This is a genomic window from Pseudomonas sp. CFBP13508 (assembly GCF_005233515.1).
Taxonomy (GTDB): domain Bacteria; phylum Pseudomonadota; class Gammaproteobacteria; order Pseudomonadales; family Pseudomonadaceae; genus Aquipseudomonas; species Aquipseudomonas mercuritolerans.
This window is the reverse complement of sequence record NZ_QFZZ01000002.1, coordinates 453754-477481: the sequence shown is the minus strand read 5'-3', so window position 1 is coordinate 477481 and position 23728 is coordinate 453754. Positions and strand designations below refer to the sequence as shown.

Annotated in this window: 16 protein-coding genes; 5 read left to right on the top strand and 11 right to left on the bottom strand. The window is 60.0% G+C overall.

Features of this window, described 5'->3' with window-relative positions:
- Nucleotides 1-12: 12 nt before the first annotated feature.
- Complete coding sequence (locus PspCFBP13508_RS06675) at nucleotides 13-4110, top strand: neuraminidase-like domain-containing protein (RefSeq protein ID WP_137214023.1); 4098 nt, start codon at nucleotides 13-15, stop codon at nucleotides 4108-4110.
- Nucleotides 4103-8407, top strand: coding sequence for a hypothetical protein (locus PspCFBP13508_RS06670; RefSeq protein ID WP_137214022.1), 4305 nt, complete (start codon nucleotides 4103-4105; stop codon nucleotides 8405-8407). Before PspCFBP13508_RS06675 ends, PspCFBP13508_RS06670 begins: the two co-directional genes overlap by 8 nt.
- 13 nt (nucleotides 8408-8420) lie before the next feature.
- Here the strand turns inward: PspCFBP13508_RS06670 and PspCFBP13508_RS06665 are convergent, their stop codons facing one another.
- Genes PspCFBP13508_RS06665 through PspCFBP13508_RS06640 form a run of 6 tightly spaced genes read right to left on the bottom strand, consistent with a single transcriptional unit; the run spans nucleotide 8421 to nucleotide 15119 of the window.
- A complete protein-coding gene (locus tag PspCFBP13508_RS06665; RefSeq protein ID WP_137214021.1) occupies nucleotides 8421-9749 on the bottom strand; it encodes a DUF58 domain-containing protein in 1329 nt (442 codons plus the stop codon).
- Entirely contained in the window at nucleotides 9746-10747 is a 1002-nt protein-coding gene (locus PspCFBP13508_RS06660; protein WP_137214020.1) for a MoxR family ATPase, read from the bottom strand. Before PspCFBP13508_RS06660 ends, PspCFBP13508_RS06665 begins: the two co-directional genes overlap by 4 nt.
- Complete coding sequence (locus PspCFBP13508_RS06655; protein WP_137214019.1) at nucleotides 10744-11907, bottom strand: DUF4350 domain-containing protein; 1164 nt, start codon at nucleotides 11905-11907, stop codon at nucleotides 10744-10746. Before PspCFBP13508_RS06655 ends, PspCFBP13508_RS06660 begins: the two co-directional genes overlap by 4 nt.
- Nucleotides 11904-13442 carry a DUF4129 domain-containing protein gene (locus tag PspCFBP13508_RS06650; RefSeq protein WP_137214018.1) on the bottom strand — a complete coding sequence of 513 codons (1539 nt, stop codon included), beginning with the start codon at nucleotides 13440-13442 and terminating at the stop codon, nucleotides 11904-11906. The genes PspCFBP13508_RS06655 and PspCFBP13508_RS06650 overlap by 4 nt, the downstream gene beginning before the upstream one ends.
- Nucleotides 13429-14406 carry a stage II sporulation protein M gene (locus tag PspCFBP13508_RS06645; RefSeq protein ID WP_137214017.1) on the bottom strand — a complete coding sequence of 326 codons (978 nt, stop codon included), beginning with the start codon at nucleotides 14404-14406 and terminating at the stop codon, nucleotides 13429-13431. The genes PspCFBP13508_RS06650 and PspCFBP13508_RS06645 overlap by 14 nt, the downstream gene beginning before the upstream one ends.
- Nucleotides 14403-15119 (bottom strand): RDD family protein, encoded by a 717-nt coding sequence (locus PspCFBP13508_RS06640; RefSeq protein ID WP_130910005.1) that lies wholly within the window; start codon nucleotides 15117-15119, stop codon nucleotides 14403-14405. Before PspCFBP13508_RS06640 ends, PspCFBP13508_RS06645 begins: the two co-directional genes overlap by 4 nt.
- Before the next feature lie 267 nt (nucleotides 15120-15386).
- Between PspCFBP13508_RS06640 and sbcB the strand changes: the two genes are divergently transcribed.
- On the top strand, nucleotides 15387-16817 hold the full coding sequence (sbcB, locus tag PspCFBP13508_RS06635) for an exodeoxyribonuclease I (protein WP_137214016.1): 1431 nt from the start codon (nucleotides 15387-15389) through the stop codon (nucleotides 16815-16817).
- A 96-nt stretch (nucleotides 16818-16913) separates the two neighbouring features.
- Here sbcB and mvaT read toward each other — a convergent pair whose 3' ends face one another.
- Nucleotides 16914-17291: a histone-like nucleoid-structuring protein MvaT gene (gene mvaT, locus PspCFBP13508_RS06630; protein ID WP_016773476.1), complete on the bottom strand. Its 378-nt coding sequence runs from the start codon at nucleotides 17289-17291 to the stop codon at nucleotides 16914-16916.
- A gap of 336 nt (nucleotides 17292-17627) precedes the next feature.
- Between mvaT and purU the strand changes: the two genes are divergently transcribed.
- Nucleotides 17628-18476, top strand: coding sequence for a formyltetrahydrofolate deformylase (purU, locus tag PspCFBP13508_RS06625; RefSeq protein ID WP_016773477.1), 849 nt, complete (start codon nucleotides 17628-17630; stop codon nucleotides 18474-18476).
- Between the two features lie 81 nt (nucleotides 18477-18557).
- Entirely contained in the window at nucleotides 18558-18734 is a 177-nt protein-coding gene (locus tag PspCFBP13508_RS27405; RefSeq protein WP_163018872.1) for a hypothetical protein, read from the top strand.
- On the opposite strand, the gene PspCFBP13508_RS06620 is transcribed toward PspCFBP13508_RS27405, so the two are convergent.
- The 4 genes from PspCFBP13508_RS06620 to PspCFBP13508_RS06605 form a co-directional block, all read right to left on the bottom strand.
- Nucleotides 18718-19716 carry a lysylphosphatidylglycerol synthase transmembrane domain-containing protein gene (locus tag PspCFBP13508_RS06620; protein ID WP_137214015.1) on the bottom strand — a complete coding sequence of 333 codons (999 nt, stop codon included), beginning with the start codon at nucleotides 19714-19716 and terminating at the stop codon, nucleotides 18718-18720. The two genes, PspCFBP13508_RS27405 and PspCFBP13508_RS06620, sit on opposite strands and share 17 nt — an antisense overlap.
- Nucleotides 19713-20483: a polysaccharide deacetylase family protein gene (locus PspCFBP13508_RS06615; protein WP_137214014.1), complete on the bottom strand. Its 771-nt coding sequence runs from the start codon at nucleotides 20481-20483 to the stop codon at nucleotides 19713-19715. Before PspCFBP13508_RS06615 ends, PspCFBP13508_RS06620 begins: the two co-directional genes overlap by 4 nt.
- Nucleotides 20476-21567, bottom strand: coding sequence for a glycosyltransferase family 1 protein (locus PspCFBP13508_RS06610; protein ID WP_178084478.1), 1092 nt, complete (start codon nucleotides 21565-21567; stop codon nucleotides 20476-20478). Before PspCFBP13508_RS06610 ends, PspCFBP13508_RS06615 begins: the two co-directional genes overlap by 8 nt.
- Nucleotides 21568-21783: 216 nt before the next feature.
- Nucleotides 21784-23673 (bottom strand): methyl-accepting chemotaxis protein, encoded by a 1890-nt coding sequence (locus PspCFBP13508_RS06605; protein ID WP_137214012.1) that lies wholly within the window; start codon nucleotides 23671-23673, stop codon nucleotides 21784-21786.
- Between the last annotated feature and the right edge of the window lie 55 nt (nucleotides 23674-23728).

Sequence of the window (23728 nt, the reverse complement as noted above, 5' to 3'; positions counted from 1 at the left end):
AAGGTGAAGATCATGAGCCAAAGCATCATCAACGATTTGCTGGAACAACGTCGCACTGCACTGACGGAGTATTGCCTGGGCCACTTTGGCGAGAGCGGTGGCCGGTTCAGCATCATGAAGAACGCAGACCATCTGAATGAATTGCTGCGTCTGGACTCGCTCGACACGCAAAAAGTGCCCAGTGCACTGGGTGCCGAGGCGATCAGCTGCGCGCAGAAATTCATCAATGCTGCCTACCGCAAGCTTGAGCCGGGGTATTCGAAGACAGAGTTCCCTGAAGAGGATCTGAAACGCTGGGAGCTGTACAGAAACTATTCGGACTGGTCGGCGTTGATGTCGCTCCTCGTTTACCCGGAAAACTACATGACGCCGTTCGCGCGGCCGCGCACGACTCGTTTGTTCCAGGCGCTGATGACCGATCTGAACCAGACGCGGTTAAGCACCGATTCGGTATTGATCGCTTTGCGCAACTATCTGAAGTCCTTTGAAGAAACCTGCAACCTGGAAGTCGTCAGTGCTTTTATGCATGGCACCTCGGCCGTGGATGGGCGCTATTTCATTGTCGGCCGCGAGCGCGTGGCGCCTTACCGATACTTTTGGCGCGAAGCGCAGATTGAACTGACGCCGACCTGTACCTGCGTCAATCCGGCAGCGTGGAACGAGTGGGAATTGATCGATGTCGGGGCGACCGGAACCGTGCTGGATGTGCGCCCGGTATTCTGGAACGGCAGGCCGTGTCTGGTCTGGGCCGAGCTTGCAGACAAACTCGGCGAGAAAGGCAAGGACGGCTATGTTCCCTACAAGGTGAGCATCAACATAGCGTTCAGATCGCAGAACGGTGACTGGTCGCCGGCAACAAATCTGCAAAGCATTCCGGATCTCGCGGCCCATCCTGCAGTCGGTAGCCGCTTGATTGCCACTGTCCGTGTTAGCGAAAGTCATCCCAATGGCGTTCTTGGCATCCTGTTTTTCAATGGTGAAGTAGCGCATACGCCTGTGGTGCGCGATGCACTGTTTCGCTCTCGGCCGGAATATGAAGGCAGTTGGCTGGAAATGCTGGCGCAACGTTTCGACAGTTTTCTCACTGTCCAGCATTCGCTGACCGAGCAGATGCGTCCAAAAATAGTTACGACGATCGCGACGCCCGGGACACTGACTGCCTTCTACGAACTGGATGCTTTTCTGCTTGCTCACTCCACGGGAGACATCCTGGTTGTCAGGGGGATTTGCAGGTCAAATGCCCCAGAGGTGGTGGCAAGCACGAGTGTTTGCGCTGGTTTCGATTTGATGCTGACCAGCGAACCCTCGGACGGGGATCCGAAGCAAACCAGTGGGGAGCGTTCAATAGCTGGCGGATGGGCCACCGACTGGCTTGCCTACAAGCGTGGTTCAGGCGGCTTCACCAGTCCCATCACCTTCACTTTCGGCGCTACTGATGCCTCTGCACCCTATGGCCGTAAAGAATTCGTGCTGACAATGACCGGCATCGCGGGTTTCGACCCCGCAGTACTGGAAAAGAATCAGCATGACGCGGCGCAGTTTCTGGCCTTCAACAATCCGCAAACATTGGCACGGGTACGCCTCAATTCGCTGTTCGGTCCGCAGTTGGTCGGGCTCGCCAATATTTCCATTGATGCGGTGCTCGCCTGGCCGACGCAGTTTCTGGTTGAACCGCCCTCGGAAGCCGGGCCGGTCGATGAGCCCAACGGAGCCTTCAATGGTGCCAATGGCCTTTATTTCTGGGAGTTGTTCTTCCATCTGATTCATCTGGTGGCTATCCGCTTTCGCGACGAAAATCGTTATCGCGAGGCTGAAGCCTGGTGGCGCAGGGTGTTCGATCCGCAAGCGACCGCGCAGGTTTCAGATCCCCCGCAGCCAGGCGACAAGCCGGATTACTGGCGCTGCCGGCCGTTGGTGAGTCCCGGCAATGCCGGCCCCGAGTGTCTGGTAGAGGATGATCCGTACGCCATCAGTTACGCGGCGCCGCAGCACTTTCAGATCCTCACCTTCATGGAGTTCGTCAAGAATCTGGTCGAGGAGGGGGACTGGTATTACCGTCAGCAGACGCGGGACAGTCTGGTGCTGGCCAAGGAGTGTTATCAGCAGGCGCAGGACCTGATGGGCGACCCGCCTTCGGCGCGCTCGGTGACCGATTGGCAGACACAGACTCTCGGAGCGCTGATTGACCAGAGCGAGCGCCCGACGCTGGAAGCGTTCGAGAGAACGCATGTGTATTCCCTTGCCGACGTACCGCCCTCGGCTGATTTCGCACCCGCGATGGGGCTGCTGGCGACACCACCCTTCAAATTGCCGACCAATGATCGCTTGCTGGCGCTGATCCAATTGCCTCGGCAGCGCCTTCACAACTTGCGTCACTGGTTGACCATTGATGGCAAACCGCTCGAATTGCCGCTGTATGAACCGCCGGGTGATCCTGCGCAACTGTTACGTGACCTGGCAGCAGGAAACAACGCCGGGCCACGGCGAATGGGCGGGCGCCCAGTCATAAATGGTTATGGCTGGCGAGTGACCAGCGAATTTGCCCTGCGGTCTGCGCAGGAGCTGCAAAACCTCGGCAGTGAACTGCTGCGCTTCATGGAACAGCGCGACACAGCGCAACAGGTGGAGTTGCAACAAAGGCATCTGCTGGAACAAGCCGAATGGACGAAAGCCATTCAGGAAAAATCCCTCGCTCAGATGAATGTGACGCTGACGGCTTTGCGCCAAAGTCACGCCGCCGTCAAGCAACGCGCCGATGAGTACGCCGCGTGGTTTGACGAAAACGTCACGGCAGAGGAATACAAGGTCATGGATGACCTGCACGCTGCCAAGGAACTGAATCAGGGCTCGGTGGCTGTTCAGGCTGCAGCGGGAGCGATTTCGGTCATTCCCAAAGTCTTTGGCATGGCCAACGGCAATGCCTTTCCTGAAGGTGTTCTACATGCCATCGCCCATGGCTTGCAGATTGCTTCCATGGGCAAACAGGCCGACGCGGAAAAAAGAGCGGTGACCGAGGGCTATCGTCTGCGACGCCGCGAATGGGGTTTGCAACGCAACCTGGCGCTCGCCGAACTGCTGGCGCTGGACGAGCAGATCAATGCGCAGGTAATTGCCGTAGAGGCTGCCCAGGCCAGTTTGCAATTGGTCTTGCAAACCAATCGTCAGTCTTTGGCGGTGTACGACTTTCTGCACAAACGCACTGCCCACAGCCAGCTTTATGATTGGTTGCTGGGACAACTCAAGGCGTTGTACTACCAGGCTTATGATGCAACTTACAGTCTGTGCATCAGTGCCCAGGCATCGCGCATTGCACAAACCGGTGATTACGATTCACAGACGGTTTTGCCCCAGGCATGGTCCGAGAAGCATCACGGTTTGTTGGCTGGTCAGCAGTTGGTTGGCTTTGTGATGCGTGAGCAGCGCGATCACTTGCAAAGCTTCGAGCGACGTATCGAGCGGGTCAAGACCGTTTCCTTGCGTCAGCTCTTCGCTGATACCGTCGAGCCTCAGCCTGATGCCCCCGACTGGGCGACGGCGCTTGAAAACCTGCAGGCTGACGGACGGCTCGCCTTTTGCGTGAGTGAGCTGAACTTCAATCGCGACCATCCCGGTGAATACTGCCGGTTGATCCGCTCGGTTGAATTTGACTGCCCGGCGTTGCTCGGACCCTATGAAAACCTCAGGGCAACATTGACCCAGACTGGCAGTCGTACCGTCGTCCGGCCAGTGCCACAGGCGGTGGAATATCTGCATGACCCCGACAGCAAGCCAGCGCCTGCCGATGTGGTGTTCAACACCCGCTCGGGCCAGCAAATCGGCATTTCCCAAGGCGTTGCTGATGATGGGCGCGTCATGGAGGATGAGGATCCGGGGTTGCTTCGCGCTTTTGAATGTTCGGGGGCGGTTTCCTGTTGGGAAATCCATTTTCCGTGGTGGGGCGAGCCGGCTCAGTCTGCCGTGCTTGCATCCATTACCGACCTCATCATCACTATCCGCTATACGGCCAAGGCCGGTGAGCCGACCTTCATACTGGCAGTGGAAAATCTGGTGACAGAAGCCGCAGCGAAGGCTTTGAAACGCAACGCCGAACGGAGCCGTCATCATGCTTGATCCCGATATTCAGGCCGAGCGCAATCTGATCCTCAATGGCGACTTCTCCCAGAGCCTCGCGCAGTGGAAAAGGGGGCCGGTCAACCCGGCTTATGTCGTGACCAGGTCCGATCAATTGGAAAGTGGCGAGCGCATGAATATCCTCTCTGCCATGGACGGTTCTTCGGCTTATCAGGAGATCAGCCTATTCAAAAGTTCCAGTAACGACGTCAGGTATGTCATCAGCTTTCTTTGTGAAATGAACCACGATGAGGAGGGCCTGCTGGAGCTCAGTTTGGCCGGGCTGCCTGATACGCAGAAAATTCCCTTGCTCGTGGGCGCTCGCCGCGATCGAACGGCCGATCTTCTGCGCCAGCGCGATGGCCTGCCTCGAATGTTCCGACCGCGCTCGTACATAGTGGATGTGACATTGCCGCTTGTGGATACCGACATTCTCAAAGTCCACGCCATCAGTCCGGTCAACAAAGAGGGCGACTACTTCTCTTCGTTGCGGATCACCCGGATCAATCTTCAGTTGCACTTGCCGGCGGCGCGGGTGTTGACCCTGCAACTGGACGGGCAGCAATTGCCAGTGGGCCGTGCCGTGCCTCTTTGTCTGGGCGCGCTTGGTTCGGCAGCGCACCGCTTCAAATGCATCCATGCGCAGGATGATACCTGGCAGGGTACACGGGCGTCGTTGAACATCAAAAGCAACCCACAGGGCGCAATTGTCGCCGATCCGGATTGGGGCAGGGATAAACCGCTGGATGATTCCTGGAGTCTGGTTTGCCCGGAACTTGACGGCGAACCTCCCTATCTTTTCAACCTGCAGTTATTGAACGAGTTCAACGCCCCGGAACTGGATATCCCGGTATCACTCGGCGACCACCGCCTGAAGTTCATTCAACTGAAAGAGGCAGCGCATTACGTGGTGATGGAGCACGGCCAATCCATCAGGGTTGGCGTCTGCGTCGGTTCGTATTACACCGACAAGGTGCTGGAGGGAATAACAGTCACCTGGACGGTAGACGGCACTGACGCAGGAACCACGACGCCGACCGATCGTGAGGGCTGGGCCTGGTTTGAACAACAACCGAGCGCGGCCGGCGATGTGCAGATTCAAGCTTCGGTCGAAAGCCTTTACTACGCCAGCGGCGTGGTGAGTCAGGCCTTTGAAGTCAAGGTGCTGGCGACCGACCCTTTGCAAGAGGTCCGCACGATCATGGCCGCTGGAGACGAGCGGCCGTGGGAGCAGAAAGACTATCCCAATCGCGGAACGACCTATCGTTTGCAAGTCCGGTTTCCCCAGGTGCTGTGGGACACAGACGTGACATTGCACTGGAGTGGTGACTCTGCCGAGAAGCTGGGAGTTACTGTCACGCCGCCGCTTGAAACAGCCGCGCGTATAGGTCCGGATGGACTGCTTGAGTATCGATTTGCTAACGAGGACAGGCAGGATGGCCAGTTTTCTCTGCGGTTGACCTCTGCGCATCTGTTGGAAAGTTCGCCGGCCAAACCCATGTCGCTGGCACGCAATGTGGTCATGCCCGGTGAGGTGCGAGGACCGGACAGGATTTGCGTGGTGGATGAAAACCACAGCGCACGAATGTGGGTGCAGGTGCTGCACAGGACAGCATCAGGAACCGGTGGCCCGGTAGAGGGAGCGCTGGTTTTCTGGAACGAGCCGGACGGGAGCGTGACCAGGACCCTGACAGGCGCGGGAGGCTGGTCCAGTCATGGGCATCAACCCGCAGCTGCGGGGGACCATCGCGTGATTGCCACCATCAAGGCTCACGAAGAAGCCGAGCCGAGCGAGATGGAATTCGTCGTCAAGGCGATTGCGACCAGTGTCTGGAATGAGCATGTGACGATCACTCTGGATGGTCAGGCAATCGATCATCAGACCATCGGATTGGTTTGCCGGCATGGCCAGACACACGTGCTGAAGGTCAGCCCTGCTGCCGCCAGCCCGTGGATCGGCAGCAAACGCATCAGTCTGGATTGGCGAGAGGGCGATCCACTGATCGGTCTGAACCCGGCTTATCTCGGCGTTTCTTTCCCGCTGGGGGCTGATGGATTGACATGGAACCTGTCTTCCAACGCCGACGAAAGTCTGAGCAGACCCTTCGAGTTGCGTTTGCGGGCTGATGCTGTTGCAGATGATCGCGAGTTGTGCGGGCGATTCGTCAATCCGGACCTGGCTCGGGAAGTTGGCGTCAGGCTGGATCGAGTAACGGCAGCACTCGATGGGCAGAAGCTATATCCCTGCCTCGGTGCGGATCATCAGTTTACCGTCTGCCTCAATGAGCTAAGCCCGCTGGTGGGCCTGTCAGCAGCGCTGGAGTGGTCGGGAACGCCTGCCGAGGAACTGAATGCGATCGTGAGTCCGCCCTTGAAGCAATCGCAACCGCTGGGTGCAGAGGGCGCTTTCTGGCAACTCGGTTTCGGCAGCAGCACAAGGGCGGGCAACTTTGCGCTCGCTGTAAACCTGCCTCAATTGGTATTCGTCGCACCCGTCACACCAATGGAGTTGGGACATAACGCCTTGAGTTTCAATTTCATACTCGAGTCACCGGTGGATCCGGTAGTCGATCTCGATCAGGCCTGGACATGGGCTAATGTGGTGTCGCGTTTTACCGCAGAGGCAGTTGCCGATGTGCCGGTCACCTGGCGTTCCGGCGGCGACCCTGTAGCGGTCAATACTGACAGCGATGGTAACTCCGGCTTCGCCGTGCTTCCCGTGAGCACCGACATGCAGACAGTGCAGGCGACATTGTTCAGTCTCTACGACAATACCTCAGAGCACAGAAGCGCTACCTTCAAACCGTTGGCAGAAGATCTCTGGCCGCGAGTCAAGGTCAGTTTCGATGGTCAGACCAGTCAGGACTGGGGCGGGACCACCGGTTTCCCGCGTCGCAAAGGCAGGCACAGTATCGTGGCGTTTTTCCCGGAAGAATTTAACGGGCAGACCGTACGTATGGGGCATACCGGCACTGCGCCCACGGTATTGGGCAATCACTATGAGCCAGAGTTGGGCATGGCGCAGGTTGTCACGAATGGAATGGCAAGGTTCGCGTTGCGCGCGGGAGATTTCACGGACGGCAGTTTTGCGTTGCGGCTCTGCGCCGAACGGCTGGCACGGCTGTCGCCGGCCAACGCGATGTCGCAGGGTTCAGGCTCGCAGGTGATGAGGATCAGCTCGGCGGCCAGCCATGCCGGTTCGCAGCTTCTTTGGGGAGATGTCTTTGAAGAGGCGATCCAGGTCGTTTCGTCCATCAGTGCAAAACCGATGGCAGGAGTGCTGGTGACATTTACACACCCTGACCTTGGCGTTCTGAACGCCGAGACCGATTTTTACGGGAGGGCGAAAGTATGCTTTGTTCCTACAACGCCAGGTTCCAGTCAGGTCATCGCAACCGTTGGCGATGCGGACAATTGGGCTTCGATAGCGATGGATCTGGTTCTCGCCCAACCGAGACAGATCGCAGAGCTTTATGAGCCGTCCGACGCCCGGCAGCCTCCCGACGACGACAGAGTGCATGCGAAAGCCAGAGTGACTTCTGCATTGACCGGACAGGCCTTGGCCGGCGTGCCCGTGACGTGGGAATTCAACGGGCAGCTAGAGCGCTCTGTGACCGATAACGAGGGTATTGCTGACTGGACTTTCATGGGTTTGAGTGATGGCGTTCTGTCAGCGACCGTTGAAGGAGGGCTGGCCGGTTGGGATATGGCTGTATTGACCTATACCGGGCAAGCGCCGGTGATTGAATCGCTCAGTTGCGACAGGACAATTGTTTATCGTGCAGATGAGGTGAACGCCTGGGCCGTAGTGAAAGCCAACCCGCAAGGCACACCCGTAACAAACCTGCCCGTCGATTGGCAATTCGCTGGCAAATCGCTGCCGTCGTCGGTTTCCGACGAGCTAGGAATCGCGCCGGTAAAATTCCAGCCTACTGAGGTCGGCCAGTTTGATCTGGTGGCTTCGCTGAATTCGGGCGCGGTTGCGCTGGCAAGGATCAACGTGGTTGCCCGACCCAGCGTCATCTTGCGTTCCATTTATGCAGTGCCCCTCATCGGCCAAATGGGCAAGCCTGTGACGATCGCGGTGCAAGTGGTAAAAAATCTGGCTGAGCCAGTGGTCGATATGAGCGTGCTCTGGACCGTTGATGATGTTCCGTTGAGAGGGACTGTCAGCGATGACAAGGGATGGTCGAAGGTGGTTTTTGCACCGGTTGAAACTGGCTCGGTCATTGTCAGGGCAAGCGTGAATAACCCTGTAGGTACAGCCGAAAGTTCATTGACTCTGGTCGTAGTCTGAGCCAGCGGTCGCGCTAGAGCGTGGCGGATTTTTTCCAGTCAAGGTAGCGGGTCACCAGCGCGGCCCCGAATTGCGCGGACCGAACATCCATCACTGCTACTCCATGAGCATTCAACCGCTCATGGAGTTCGGCCCGTTCATTCAAATAATCTACCGTGCCGCAGTAGGCCAATGCTTCGGGCAGCGTTTGCACCGCGGTCTGGCGCAGTGTATCCAGCGCTTCTTCCCGCAGGCTCGCCACCAATACCCGATGGTGCACGCTCAGGCGCTTGACCGCGCCCAGCAGTTGATCATCTTCATCGCGCAAATTGGTCACCAGCACCACCAGCGCCCGGCGCTGTTGGCGAGCCAATAACTGGCTGGCGGCAGCTTGATAATCGGCAGGACGTTGCGTGCTCTCCAGGTCATGAACAGCGTTGAGCAAGACGTTCAGTTGGCCGCCTCCTTTGACCGGCGCCACGTGTCGCGGCTGATCACCGGCAAAGGTATTCAGCCCCACCGCATCGCCCTGACGCAGCGCTATATAACCGAGCAGCAGACAAGCATTGAGCGCATGGTCGAAGTGCGATAGCTCACCGTCCCGACTGCGCATCTGCCGGCCGCAATCAAGCAGGAAGATGATCCGTTGATCGCGCTCGTCTTCGTACTCGCGGGCAATCGGCGTGCGCTGGCGGGCGGTGGCTTTCCAGTCGATCTGGCGCAGGCTGTCGCCCTCGCGAAATTCGCGCAGCTGATGAAATTCCTGACCCTGACCGCGACGTTGGCGCTGGCGTATGCCGAGCTGACTGAGCCAGTTGTCGACGGCGCGCAGCTCACCGCCGTAGAGTCGGGCGAAGTCGGGGTAGACGCGGGTCTGATCGACGACTCCGAGCAGGCGTTTGCCTGACCAGAAACCTAGCGGACTCGGCAGGTTGACTTCGCACTGATCGAAGCTGAAATGCCCGCGTCTGGTGGGGCGCAGGCGGTAGCTGATGTGGCTGACATGCCCAGGTTGAAGCTCAACGGTCAGCGGCAGATGTTCAAACGCGAGGCCGTCGGGGACGTGGTCGAAGAGATTGACCTTCAGTGGCTCGGCAAACTCATGGGCAACTTGCAGATTTATCTCTCCCCAGCGCCCGAGTGCCAGGCTGCCAGGCATCTGCCGCTTGATGCGTGGCGAGGGCAGGCGTCTGAGGCGCACAGCGTCGATAACCGCCAAGGCCAACAGCGCCAGCAGTAACCCCCGGTTGACCGAAATCAGGCTGGACGGGATGTCGGTCTGCAACGCCTGCAGGGCGCCGAGCACGATGCTGATGACCACCAGCAGGGCCAGCCAGATCAGCAGCAGACGCGAAGGTTTCACAGGCGCGGCGCCGGCACTTGATCGAGCAACTGCGCAAGCACGTGATCGACTTGCAGGCCTTCGATATCCAGTTCCGGCGCGATGCGCACGCGATGGCGCAGCACCGCCAGCGCGCAGCCCTTGATGTCATCCGGAATCACGAACTCACCGCCGCGCAACAAGGCGCGGGCACGGGCGCAACGCACCAGCGCGATCGAGGCGCGCGGCCCGGCGCCTAGGGTCAGCCCCGGCCAGGTGCGCGTGCTGCGCGCCAGGCGCACGGCGTAATCGAGCACCTGATCGTCCAGCGGCAAGTCACTGGCGATACGTTGCAACGCTTGCACATCCTTGGCCTGCAACACCGTGCGCAGCGGTTGCACGTCGAGCATGTCGGCGCGGGTCGAACGACAGACCTGGCGGACCATGTTCAACTCCTGATCGGCGTCGGGATAATCCATGCGCACCTTGAGCATGAAGCGGTCGAGCTCGGCTTCCGGCAGCGGATAGGTGCCTTCCTGTTCGATCGGATTCTGCGTCGCCAGCACCATGAACGGTTGCGCGATCGGCAGCGCGCGCCCTTCGAGCGTCACCTGGCGCTCCTGCATGGCTTCGAGCAACGCCGCCTGGGTTTTTGCCGGCGCGCGGTTGATCTCGTCGGCCAGCAGCAGGTTGGTGAACAGCGGGCCTTTGCGCAGCTTGAACTGCTCGGTCTGCAGGTCATACACGGCGTGACCGGTGACGTCGCTGGGCATCAGGTCCGGGGTGAACTGGATGCGCGCAAACTCGCCGCCGAAACAACGCGCCAAAGCGCGCACCAGCAAGGTCTTGCCCAGCCCGGGCAGACCTTCGAGCAGCACGTGGCCGCCGGCGATCAGCGCGGTCAGGACATCGTCGACCACCGCTTCCTGGCCGATCAGCGCCTTGTTCAGTTCATTGCGCACTGCCTGCGCCAACTGGCTGGCGCGCTGGCGTTGCTGGGCAGCGTGAGTCACGCTGCCGGGCTCGATCTGTTCAGTCATAACGCGTTCCTCAAGGTTTGCAGATGAGCGACCTGACGGCTGAATTCGGCGCTGGACAAACGCTGGTTCGGACGTGGGCTCAGGGCCTGGCTGATGGCGCGGGTGGGTTGCCGGGTCAGGCGCGATAACGCCAGCCATTGCTCGGCCACATTCAATTGATCGAAACCGGGATGGCGGCGGCGGGCGCGGCGCAGGATGTCTTGTTGCAAGGCTTGCAGCAGCGCCTGCTGGCCGTTGTGACGCAGGAGGAAATCGGCGCTGGCACGCAGATGCTCCAGCAGTTGGCGGCGACCTGCTGGCGCTGGCATTTGCACCGGGCCGTGGCGCACGCCGGCCTGCCACAGCCACAGAGCGATCAAGGCGAGCAGGGCGACGATGGCCTGCGGGAAGTAGCGCCAGAGCAAGGTCCACAAACCATCGTGCGTCGTGTTGTAAATCAGCGTGACGTCGGTGTCGGCGCTCAGGTACCAGAGCAGCCAGGCGTTGTCGTATTTGCCGATGGCCGGGGTTTTCCACAGCTCCGCATCAGTGACTACGGTGATCGTGCCGAGGCCGTACACCCGTTGCATCATGTGCGTGGCTTTGGCGCTGTTGGCCCAGGCTTGCGCGACATTGTTCGGGTCGTCGAGGTGGAAGTCGGTGTCGAAACCGGCGTAGGCCGGCGCCTCTTCGTCCTCCAGATACAGCTTGGTCAGTTCCGGGTAGCGGTCCTTTTCAACTGTTTGCGCAGGATCTTTCAGGTCCTTGCTCAGCGATTGGTGCAGTTGCACCCGGTCGAGCAGCAGATCGTTGCTTTGCCCGGTCTGCGCATCCCACAGCGACTCGGCGACAAACACCAGGCGTCCGCCGGCGCGAGTCCAGTTCAACACCTGATCGACTTCACGCGGCGTCATCCGCGCGCGCTCGCCGAACAACAGCAGCGTATGACCGTGCGGCTCGGTGTGTGGCAGCACCGCCAGCGTCTCGGCGTGGTTGACCACAAGACCGCGTTCGCGCAGGAACATCTCTGCCGCCAGATAAGGATTGGCTTGCGCGGCAGGCGAGGGGCCGTGATCGACGGTTTCCTGATACGGCCGGGCCTTGAGGTAGAGGAACAGGCTCAAGCCGCCCAGCAGCAGAAGCGCCAGCGTAGCCAACGACCAGCCGAGGCGCCGGTTCAATGGGCGGATCCTTTGCCGAACAATTCACGCCAGCCGTTGCACAACTGCGCTTGTAAATGAGCCGGTGGAATCCGGTGTCCGTAGGCCATGTTCTGCCAGTGAACCGTAAGGGTGCGGCTGTAGACGAGCAGGTCCGGGCGTTGCAATTGCTCGATGCGTTCGAGGATCTGGTTTTCGGTGTCGGCGGTTTTCAGCGTCAGGTCGAAATCGTGCAGCAAATGGCTGAGCAGGCCTCGATAGAGCAGGCCCAGCGCGGCGCGAGGTTCGTTCAGCCACAAGCGTTCGGCGCTGCTGGCAATGTCATCCGGCAGGGTTTCACGGTTGAGATCCAGGCCGAAGACTTGCGGCGACGCCGGCGGTTTGCTGCGCGCTGGCAGGCTCGGTCGGCGGCTGACGAAGGCCCGGAGAAACTCGCGATAACGCCAGACCAGCCAGCCCAGCGCCGCGATCAACGCGCCCCACAACAGCACCTCAATCACGTTCGCCAAGGCATCAAGGTGTCGACCATCGAGCCAACCGAGAAGGGTTTTCAGCCACTGCGGTGCCTCACCCGCTTGCGCGTCTTTGGCCGGACTTGCCGGGTCGTCGCCAAAGCGATAGCGGGTGACGCTTTCCTTGTTCTTGAACGGCGGTTGTTCGAGCAGCGACTGGATGCTGTCGCGCGACGCCTGACTGGTCAGCGGCTGATTCAACAACCGAGGAGCATCCGGCGCATCGCTGGCCCACACCGGTTGCAGATTCGGCAGCAGCAGACACGCCGCCAGCAACATGCCGAGCACGCCTTTGTTCAAGCGCTGGCGCAAACGGCGAAAGACCAACTCGATGTCCCAGGCTTCCAGTTGTGTGCGGCGGTTCAGGTAGAGGCTGAAGCCGCAGGCAACATAAACCGGCTCCCAGACCACCAGGATCAGCGCATAAAAAGCGTTGGTCAGGTGCTCCAGCCAACGCCAGTCCTGATCGGCGGCGAGCAGCAGCGATTGCCAGTCCCAGTCGGTTTCGATCTGCTGCGGCAAGAGCATGTAGAACAGCAGCATCAAGCCGATCCACAGTGCGGTCTCCAGATGCACGCCGATAATCGTCAGCCATTGCGCGGCGCCGCCGTTGCGTTGCAGCAGCACCTGCAGACGTTGTTGTCGGGCCTCGCCGTCGAGGCCTTCGAGTTGCGTCACCGGCAGTACAAAGCTGCGACTCAGACTCAGTCGCCGCCAGGTCAGACTGGCCAACAGTTGCGGCCTGAGCAGGCGCGGCCATTCACGCAGGGCTTGTTTGAGCGTCGGGGTTTCGCCGAACAGCGCTTTGGAGAGAATGTACAACGGCAGGCGTTCGAAGGCCGGTTTCAGCCACCAGAAAATGAACACCGCCAGCGATGGCGAATCCCACAGCAACAGGCTGAGCAGGGAGAACAGCGGCAGGGTGACGATCGCCCAACTGCTCATCAACAATCGCCGATGCTGCTGGCTCATCAATACGCCCAGGTCCATGGCTTCCCAGGTCGTGCGCGGGCGGATCACTACGCTGGCGTCACTCAGGCGCATGGCGGGTCCTTCCGGCAAACAGCAGATACACCGCGACGGCCAGCCACAGCGCGGTGCCGACGGCGTATTTGGTCAGCGGCGTGACACTGGTTTTCGACGACCAGTAAGCCTCGATAAAAGCGGCGATCAGCAGGAACAGCATGACCCCGCACACCAGCAACACGCTCTTGCGCGCAGCCAGCCGGAGTGCCTCGCCGCGTGTCAGGCAGCCCGGTGCGATCAGCGCCCAGCCCAATTTGAGGCCCGCCGCTCCGGCGAGGGCAATCGCCGTTAGTTCGAATGCGCCGTGACCGATGACGAACGACCAGAAGGTCTGGCCAAAACCGATTTCGCTGAGATGCCCCGCCACCGCGCCGATGATCATGCCGTTGTAAAGCAGGAAAAATGCACTGCCCACACCCATCAGCAAACCGCTGGCGAACGTCTGGAAGGCGATGCCTGTGTTGTGCATCACGTAATAGCCGAACATCACCCAGTCTTCGCTCGCCGCCCGCTCGGCCGAGCGTCCGAGGTGGCCGGCAACGGGGTCGTACATCCCTTGCATTTCGCGCACCTGTTCGGCAGGGATCAGGTTGTAGATCAGTTCCGGGAACAGATAAACCACAACGGCGAAACCGATCAGGCTGGCGAAGAACAGAAGGCTGGCGACAGCTACGAAGCGCCACTCTTCACGCACCAGACGCGGGAAGTCGGCGAGGATGAACGCAAGGATTTGCGCGCCGAGGCGGCTGCGATGCCGGTACAGCTGTTGGTGGCCGCGCAGCACTTGCTGCTGCAGTGAATCAATCAGAAAACTGCTGTAGCCGCGCTCCTGGGCCAGGGCCAGATGTTGGCAGAGGCGACGATAAGCCTTGGGGAAAGCCGCCACTTGCGCGGTGTCCTTGCCCTGTTCAAGGCGTGCGAGCGCCAAGGCGAAGTGCTCCCATTCCGCCTTGTGGCGACTTTCGAACAGGCTCTGCTTCATGGGGTCGGCCCCAACAAACCGCGCGCGATGCCGTTGAGTTCGGACACCGCTTTGGGTGCCGAAATATGCAGCGGCTGGGCCAGCAACGCCGCCAACTCATTGACCCGTGCGGGAGACAGCTCGGCCTGACGTTCGGCGAAGCCGAGCACGGCGCGTTGTTCGCTCAGGGTGAGTGGGACAGGGCAGCGACGAGGTTCTGCATCAGGCAATTGCGGTCGGCTCAGCAGGCGTTCGCTGTGGACGACCAGGGTGCCAGCGGCAATATCGCCGAGGCGTTTGAAAGTCGGGTGTTGCAGGCAACTGAGCGCACCGAGGAAATAGCCGAAGGGTAGTAGATCGACAAAGCGCAGCAGGTTGCGCAATAGCGAGGCCGACCAGCCGATCGGCGTGCCGTCATCGTGCACGACGCGCAAACCCAGCCATTGCTTCCCCGGCGAGCGGCCCTGACGCAGCACCTCGAACAGCACCATGTACCACCAGCTGATGGCAAACAGCAGCAAGGAACCGAGGCCCATGCCGAGCTTGCCGAGAAACGCCAGTGCGATAAACAGCACGCCGAGGATCAAGCCGCGAACGCCCAGATCGATGGCAAACGCCACGGCGCGCACCATCAATCCGGCAGGGCGCAACGGCAGGTCGATGCCTTCCGGTGTTTCGACCTGATGGCGCGTATCCAGCGGTGCTTTCCTTCGCGGTGCTGTGGGCTCGAGCATGGGCTACCTGATGTTCGCCTGTTCGGGGTGCAAGTGCGCCTGATGCTAGCAGCCTCTCGGGTGTGGGAGCGAGCCTGCTCGCGAATGTGGTGGGTCAGTCAGCGCATTTGCAACTGATAGAAAGCTTTCGCGAGCAGGCTCGCTCCCACAGGGAAAATGCGATTCACCTGTAGGAATCTGGAGAAATTGCTGTTCGAGGGCGACCAGGCTGGCCGTGGCAACCCTGAAACGCCTAGACTTCGCCGATCTTCTGTTCAGGATTCGCCCGTGACTTCAATCTTCTGGTACGACTACGAAACCACTGGCATCAATCCGCGCAACGACCGACCGCTGCAAGTGGCCGGGATTCGCACCGACCATGCGCTCAACGAGATCGACGAGCCGGTCAACCTCTATTGCCAGCCCAGCGAAGACATCCTGCCGCACCCGGCGGCATGCGCGATCACTGGCATCACCCCCGGTCAGCTCGCTGAAAAAGGTCTGAGCGAAGCCGATTTCATGACTCGCGTGCATGCGCAACTGGCCGCACCGGGCACCTGTGGCGCCGGTTACAACACCTTGCGTTTCGACGACGAGATGACCCGCTACAGCCTGTATCGCAATTTCTTCGACCCCTATGCCCGTGAATGGCAGGGTGGCAACAGTCGCTGGGATCTGATTGATGTGGTGCGCGCCGCTTACGCATTGCGCCCGGACGGTCTGGTCTGGCCGACCGATGATGAAGGCCGCGTGACCCTCAAGCTCGAACGCCTGACAGCGGCCAACAATATCGATCATGGGCACGCTCACGAAGCCCTGTCGGATGTGCGCGCCACCATCGCGCTGGCGCGGTTGATTCGCGAGAAACAACCCAAGCTCTACGAGTGGCTGTTCCAGTTGCGCAGCAAACAGAAGGTGATGGACCAGATCCGCCTGTTGCAGCCATTGGTGCATGTGTCCGGGCGTTTCTCGGCGGCACGCAGTTATGTCGGCGTGGTGCTGCCGCTGGCCTGGCACCCGAAGAATCGCAACGCCTTGATCGTCTGTGACTTGCATCTCGATCCGCAGGGGCTGCTGGACCTCGATGCGCAAACTCTGCGCCAGCGCTTGTATACCCGTCGCGATGACTTGGCCGAAGGTGAACTGCCGGTGCCGCTCAAGCTGATTCACATCAATCGATGCCCGGTTGTAGCGCCGCTGGCGGTATTGCGCGCACAAGACCAGCAGCGCCTTGGGCTGGACATGGCGCTATATCAGGAGCGGACAGTGCGACTAACTGACGCACAACAAGTCTGGAAAGATAAAATCGCGGCAATTTATGCCAGCGAAGATTTCACTCCCAGCGAAGATCCCGAGCAGCAGTTGTACGATGGATTTATCGGTGATCGTGATCGGCGTCTATGCGAACAAGTTCGAACGGCCGATCCTGCGCAGTTGGCGCAAGAACAGTGGCCTTTCGATGATGAACGTTTGCCCGAACTACTTTTTCGATATCGAGCGCGCAACTTTCCAGACACCCTGGATGTGGCCGAGCAGGAACGCTGGAAATTATTTTGTCGCCAGCGCCTGACGCAACCCGAGGCAGGTGCGCCGAATACCGTGCAGTCATTTATCGAAGCCGCCGAGCAATGGTCGCTTAATGCGACGCCAATGCAGAGAGAGGTACTCAATGACTGGCAGAACTATGTCCAGGCATTACGCAAACGTTTGAATCTTTGAAATCGAACATACCCGGAATTAATTTACGGGCATAAAAAAACGCCAGCGCAAGCTGGCGTTCTTTTGTTCGCGGATCGCTCGGCGAAATGTTGCGGCTTAGCCCAGCAGGGTAGCCCAGCCTTCAACCACGTCGCCGCCCCACTTGGCTTTCCACTCTTTCAGAGTCTTGTGGTTGCCACCTTTGGTTTCGATCACTTCACCGTTGTGCGGGTTTTTGTATTGCTTAACTTTGCGCGCGCGCTTGGTGCCGGTAGTTTTTACTGCGCCGCCACGTGGAGCCTTGGATTTGGCTTCAGGATCCAGCAGCGCGATGATGTCACGCAGCGACTTGGAGTATTCACCCATCAGCGTGCGCAGTTTGCCTTCGAATTCCAGTTCGGCTTGCAGTTTGTCGTCTTCGGACAGGTTCTTCAGACGGGCTTGCAGCTCTTTGATAGCTTCTTCGGTGGCGCGATATTCGTTGATCAAGGACATGAGTACTACCTTTTGTAGAATGCTGAATGACAGGGGACAGTGCCGCAATAATAGTCAGGCTGTTTCATCAAGTAAACATTTAGATCGGCTTTTTATTTAAATGAGTTACAGGAGTTAGCCGTCAATTGAATGTTCAGTTAAATAATGTGATGCAGTCAGCACAGATATTTACAGTTGTCTGACAAAAGCCTCGCTAAAGCGTCACGGTCTTGACGAAGGCCCGCGTCAGAAAGCCGTTTCGCCGAGCTTCGTTGCGCCCGGCGCGCATGCGTACTGCAGTTTTCCTGCGCAGTCGCTAGAATGGCGGCCTTTGTGAAGTTCTGGAGTTTCCCCCTCATGCGCACTTTTCGGCTGGTGATATCTTGCCCGGACCGCGTTGGCATCGTTGCCAAAGTCAGTAATTTTCTGGCCTCTCATAACGGCTGGATCACCGAAGCGAGCCACCACTCTGACAATCAAGTGGGCTGGTTCTTCATGCGTCACGAAATCCGTGCCGATTCCCTGCCGTTCGGTATCGAAGAGTTGCGCGAGAAGTTCGCGCCGATCGCCGAAGAGTTCTCGATGGACTGGCGCATCACCGACACCGAGCAGAAAAAGCGCGTGGTGCTGATGGCCAGCCGCGAATCCCACTGCCTGGCCGACTTGCTGCACCGCTGGCACAGCGACGAACTGGATTGCGAAATCTCCTGCGTGATCTCCAACCACGACGACCTGCGCAGCATGGTCGAGTGGCACGGCATCCCTTACTACCATGTGCCGGTCAATCCGCAGGACAAGCAGCCTGCATTTGACGAAGTGTCGCGGCTGGTCAAGCAGCATGACGCCGAAGTGGTGGTGCTGGCGCGCTACATGCAGATCCTGCCGCCGGACATGTGCCGCGAATACGCGCACAAGGTCATCAACATTCACCACAGCTTCCTGCCTTCGTTCGTCGGCGCCAAGCCGTATCACCAGGCGTCCCTGCGCGGCGTCAAGCTGATCGGCGCAACCTGCCATTACGTGACCGAAGAGCTGGACGCCGGCCCGATCATCGAGCAGGACGTGGTGCGTGTCAGCCACAGTGACAGCATCGAAGACATGGTGCGTTTCGGCCGTGACGTCGAGAAGATGGTGCTGGCCCGCGGCCTGCGTTATCACCTGGAAGACCGCGTGCTGGTGCACGGCAACAAGACGGTTGTGTTCTGATCGAGCACGCCACGCTTGAAAAACCAAGGGCCTGGGCGTTGAATCGTCCAGGCCCTTGTCATTTGAGCCCGAGGAAAAGCCATGAGCGATCCACTGGACAAAGCCACTTCAAAAGCGCCCGCCACCCTTGGTGAAGGTTGCCTGAGTCGTTACGACCCGGAGGACATGAGCCCGGACGACGGCACCGAATTCCCCGGCGCCGCCGAGCTTTGGGAGCAACTCCAGCAAGAGCAGGACGAACCTAAGAAGCCTGCCTGACGTTCATCAGCTTCTTCAGCAACGGCTTGCCCAGCATCAACACGAACACCGGCCCGCCAACCAGCAGATAGAAGTAATACGTCACCACGCGCCAGATCAGGATCGCCGCCGCTGCGGTGGATTTGCCCACCATCGGCGCGAGCAACGCGGCCGAGGTCAATTCCGCCGCTCCCGCGCCGCCGGGTAACAAACTGAACTGGCCGGCGCCCAGCGAGAGCATCTGCACCAGAAAACTCCATGCCCACTGCAAGTCGGCACCGAGCCCACGCAAGGCCAGATACAAGACGCTGTAGCGCAGCAGCCAGTGCACGCAGGTCAGGGCAAACACCTGAACCAGCGTCTGCCAAGGCAACTTCAAGGTATCGGTAAACGCCGCGAGAAAGTGCAGCAACTTGCGCGCCCAGCGTCGGCGAGTGCGCGCCGTGACATTCATTCCCGCCAACAGCCGCCCGCTCAGGCGGATCAATGCGCGGTGATAACGCGCAATCAATACGCAACTGAACAAGCCGCCGAACAGCGAAACGGCGCTGACCGTCAGCAACCATTCAAGGCGATCGCTCAGGTGCTGGAACAGCGCGTAAATCAGAATCCCGCTCAGGGCGCAGAGAAAGAACAGCAGATCGCTGAGCTGATCCATGGCAAACACTGCGCTGCCCCGCGCCGGACGCACGCCGCAACGCGCGAGCAACGCCATGATGGTTAGCGGTCCGCCGCTTCCGCCAGGCGTGGCGCAGTAAGCGAACTCGGCCGCCATCACTACGCCGAGGCTTTTCAACGGCGCGACCTTTTCACGCTGATCGCCAAGCAACAAACGCAGGCGCAACGTATTGATGCCCCAGCACAGCAGGATCATGCCGAACATGATCAACAGCCAGTTCAGCGGAAAACTGCGCAGGCGCGACCAGGTTTCGCCGCCGCCGAGCAGCACCGGAATCAGCACCGCTGCCAGCAGGCCGATCAGCAACAACAGGCTGCGCTTCATGCTGCGCGTTCCAGTTGTCCGCGCTGTCGGGCCAGCCAGTCGATTTTGGTCAGCGGCACGCGTCCCTCCGCCAGCAGGCGTTGCAGCGTGTGCAACCAGTAATCGCGAGAAAAACGGTGACGCATGTCCACCGGATGCAGGCCCAGGCGAATCACCGATGCCTCGCGCCAGCGCTGTTCACACTGGTCGCTGACGATTTTCGACAAGCCACGACGCCAGGCACTGCGCGAACTCCACACCAGCCCCGGTGCATCTATGGCGCTGAAGTCGGGCAAGCGATAAAGATGCTGCGGATCGCTGGTGTAGCTGAGCGGTAATTCGCGCAAAGCCTGGCGCGTGCCGTCGCTCATCAGCCAGGCCGGGGCGACGAAGCCGTGCACCGGCCAGTCGTAGCGCTGAAACATTTTCAGACCCGCATGCAGGCGGGCCAAGGCTGCTTCGCGGGACAAGCGATAGAACTCACCTTCATGGGTGTAGACCCGGCGCATGAACCAGTCGCGCGGGGTGTTTGGCATGGGTTCCTGATCGTCGTGGTAGTAACCGTGCAGCGCCAGTTCATCGCCTCGGGCGACCCTGGCATCGAGCACTCGCCGGAAGGCAGGGTTGGCATCAAGGGCATCGTGGCGATGGAAGTCCGGCACCACCAGCCACGTCATCGGCACATCACCCAAGGCATCGACAGCCTCGACGAAGGGCTGGTAATCCGCCCAGGTCGAGGGCGCCACATCATGCAACACCAGGCAAACAGCTTTCATTTCTTCAACCATTGGCCACCCGTGGCAGCGTATGGCCGAGCACCGCGTGATAGTGGCTGAGCAGACTGTCGACCACGGTGTCCCAGGCGTAATACCGTTCGACGTGCTGGCGCGCCTGTTGACCGAGGCGGGCGCAGCCGCGACTGAACAGCTCACGCACGGCGTTGGCCATGGCCTGGGGATTGTTCGGCGCGCAGAGCAGGCCGCAGGAATCGTTGACGATTTCTTCAAACGCCCCGGCCGCCACCGCCACCACGGGAATGCCGCAGGCCATGGCCTCAAGGATGACCAGTCCGAAGGTTTCCTGGTCGCCGGCATGCAGCAGCGCATCGGCGCTGGCCATCAGCCGCGCGACTTTCGGCGCCGGGCAGAATTCGTCGATGACGCTGACGTTGTCCGGCACCGCTGCGGGCATCGACGAGCCGACTAACAACAAGTGATAGCGCGGACCGAGGCGCTGCATGCACTTGAGCAGCACCGGCAGGTTTTTCTCCTTGGAACCGCGCCCGGCAAAGATTAGCAGGCGGGTGTCTTCAGCGATTCCCAGCTCGGCACGCAGGCCGGGGTCGCGGGCGTCGGGATGGAAAGTGTGCAGATCGACGCCCAGCGGCTGCACATGCACGTTGCGCACGCCAAGCCCAATGAGCTTGTCGGCCATAACCTGACTCGGGGCAAGGACACGATCAAAATTGCCATAGAGACGGGTGACGTAGGCCTCGACATTCGGCGTGACCCAATGGCCCATGCGATTGCCCGCCAGCAGCGGCAGATCAGAGTGATAAAAGCCGATCACCGGCACATCCAGCTGCCGCCGCGCATCCAGGGCCGCCCACGCGGTGAGGTAGGGATCGCCGACTTCAATCAGGTCCGGCTGCAAATCCTGCAGGACATTGCGCCATGGCGCCAGGCGCAGCGGGAAGCGATAGCCTTTGCCGAAGGGCAGCGCGGGCGCTGGAACCGTGTAAATGCCGTCATGTTCACCCAGTCGTGCGCCGGGGATCAGCAGGCTGTGACGAATGGCGTTGCGGTCGCCGAGGCGACGGTGTTTGGCATCCAGATAAGTCCGTACGCCTCCGCTGGCCGGGGCGTAGAACATGGTGATGTCGGCGATATGCACGGTGAGCAACCCTCCGCTGTGTTGTTCTCCCTTGGTTGACCGTTATCCAGAATAGATGTTCGGTCGGGATTGCGCGGTGGGGTGTCAGTCGGGTTTCGTTGAAAGGTAGATATTCGCGAGCAGGCTCGCTCCCACAATGGAATGCATTTTCCCTGTGGGAGCGAGCCTGCTCGCGAAGTGGCCAGTCGCCGCAGCTTAAATCCTGAAGCTGCCCACCAGTTGCTTGAGACGCGAAGCCTGCTGCTCCAGATCCGAACACGCGCGCAACGTCGCGTGCAGGTTCTCCACGCCTTCCTGGTTAAGCGTATTGATCTCGGTAATGTCGACGTTGATCGACTCGACCACCGCAGTCTGCTCTTCGGTCGCGGTCGCCACCGACTGGTTCATTCCGTCGATCTCGCCAATGCGCAGGGTCACGCTGTTCAGGCGCTCGCCGGCAAGGTTGGCGATTTCCACGCTGTCCTGACTGTGGCGCTGGCTGTCGCTCATGGTGCTCACCGATTCTCGGGCGCCGACTTGCAGCTCCTCGATCATGGTCTGCACCTGCTGTGCCGATTCCTGCGTGCGGTGCGCCAGATTGCGCACTTCATCGGCCACCACGGCAAAACCGCGACCGGCCTCACCGGCACGCGCCGCTTCGATCGCCGCGTTCAGCGCCAACAGGTTGGTCTGCTGGGAAATACTGGTGATCACCTCGAGAATCTGGCCGATGTTGACGGTCTTGCTGTTCAGCGACTCGATGTTGGTGCTCGACGCGCTGAGCATGCTCGACAGTTGGTTCATCGCTTTGATGCTGCGCTCGACCACCTGCTGGCCATCTTCGGCCAGACCCCTGGCATCGCTGGCCTGATTCGACGCTTGCGCGGCGTTGCGGGCGATTTCCTGGGCGGCAGCGCCGAGCTGATTGATCGCGGCGGCAACACTGCTGGTGCGCGAGGCTTGCTGATCGGAGTTGTACATCGACGAGTTCGACGCCGCGACCACGCGCAGGGCGACTTCGTTGACCTGGCCGGTGGCCGAGGACACTTCGCGGATCGAGCCGTGAATACGCTCGACGAAGCGGTTGAATGCGGTGCCAAGGATGCCGAATTCGTCGTTATTGACGATTTTCAGGCGTTTGGTCAGGTCGCCCTCGCCGTCGGCGATGTCTTCCATGGCGCGGGTCATCACGTGCAGCGGCTGAATCAGCAGGCGGATGAGCATGCCGAGCAGGGCAATGATGATCGCCACGGCAATAATGGTCGCGATCACCGCCGAGGTGCGGAATTCGCTGAGCATCGAGTAGGCCTGATCCTTGTCGATCGACAGACCGATGTACCAGTTCACCGACGGCAGGCCCTTGATCGGGGCGAAGGTGACGATGCGGGTTTTGCCATCAACCGTCACTTCGCTGAAATCGCTGCTGATGCGCGGGGTGTCCTGCGGGTAGGCTTCTTTGAGCGACTTCATCACCAGGGCCTTGTCCGGATGAACGAGGATCTTGCCGTCAGCGCTGACCAGGAACACGTAGCCCATGCCATCGAAATCCCGTGCGGCGAGGGTGTCGACCAGCGATTGCAGGCTGAGGTCGCCGCCGACCACGCCGACGCTCTGCCCGGCCTTTTTCGACGCGGTGGCGATGGAGATGATCAACTGGCCGGTGGCCGCATCGATGTAGGGTTCGGTCAGGGTTGAAGTGCTGCTGCTTTCGGCGCCTTTATACCAAGGGCGTACGCGCGGATCGAAACCGTCCGGCATTTTCACGTCCGGGCGGATGGTGAAGTGCCCGGTGGCATCGCCCAGATAGGTGGCCATGAACGTCGAAGTCAGGCTTTTCTGTTCGAGCAGGCTGGCGACCGTGGCAGGTTCCGGGTTGATGGCGATGTTCTGCGCGGCGTTCTCGATCAGCAGGATGCGCCCGCTGAGCCAGGTCTGGATGTTGCCGGCGGTGACCTCGCCCATTTCATTGAGGTAGTTGTTCAGATCATCGCGGATCGCATTGCGCTGCAGCCAGTCGTTGTACAACGTGAACGAGGCGAAAGCGGCAATGACGATGAGCGCGGCGGCAAGCAAAATCTTATGGCTGAAGCGCAGGTTTTTGTTCATGGCTTGGGGTTCCGCTAAGGTCTTAATGTCCTGGGCGTGCTTTGATAGAGACGCG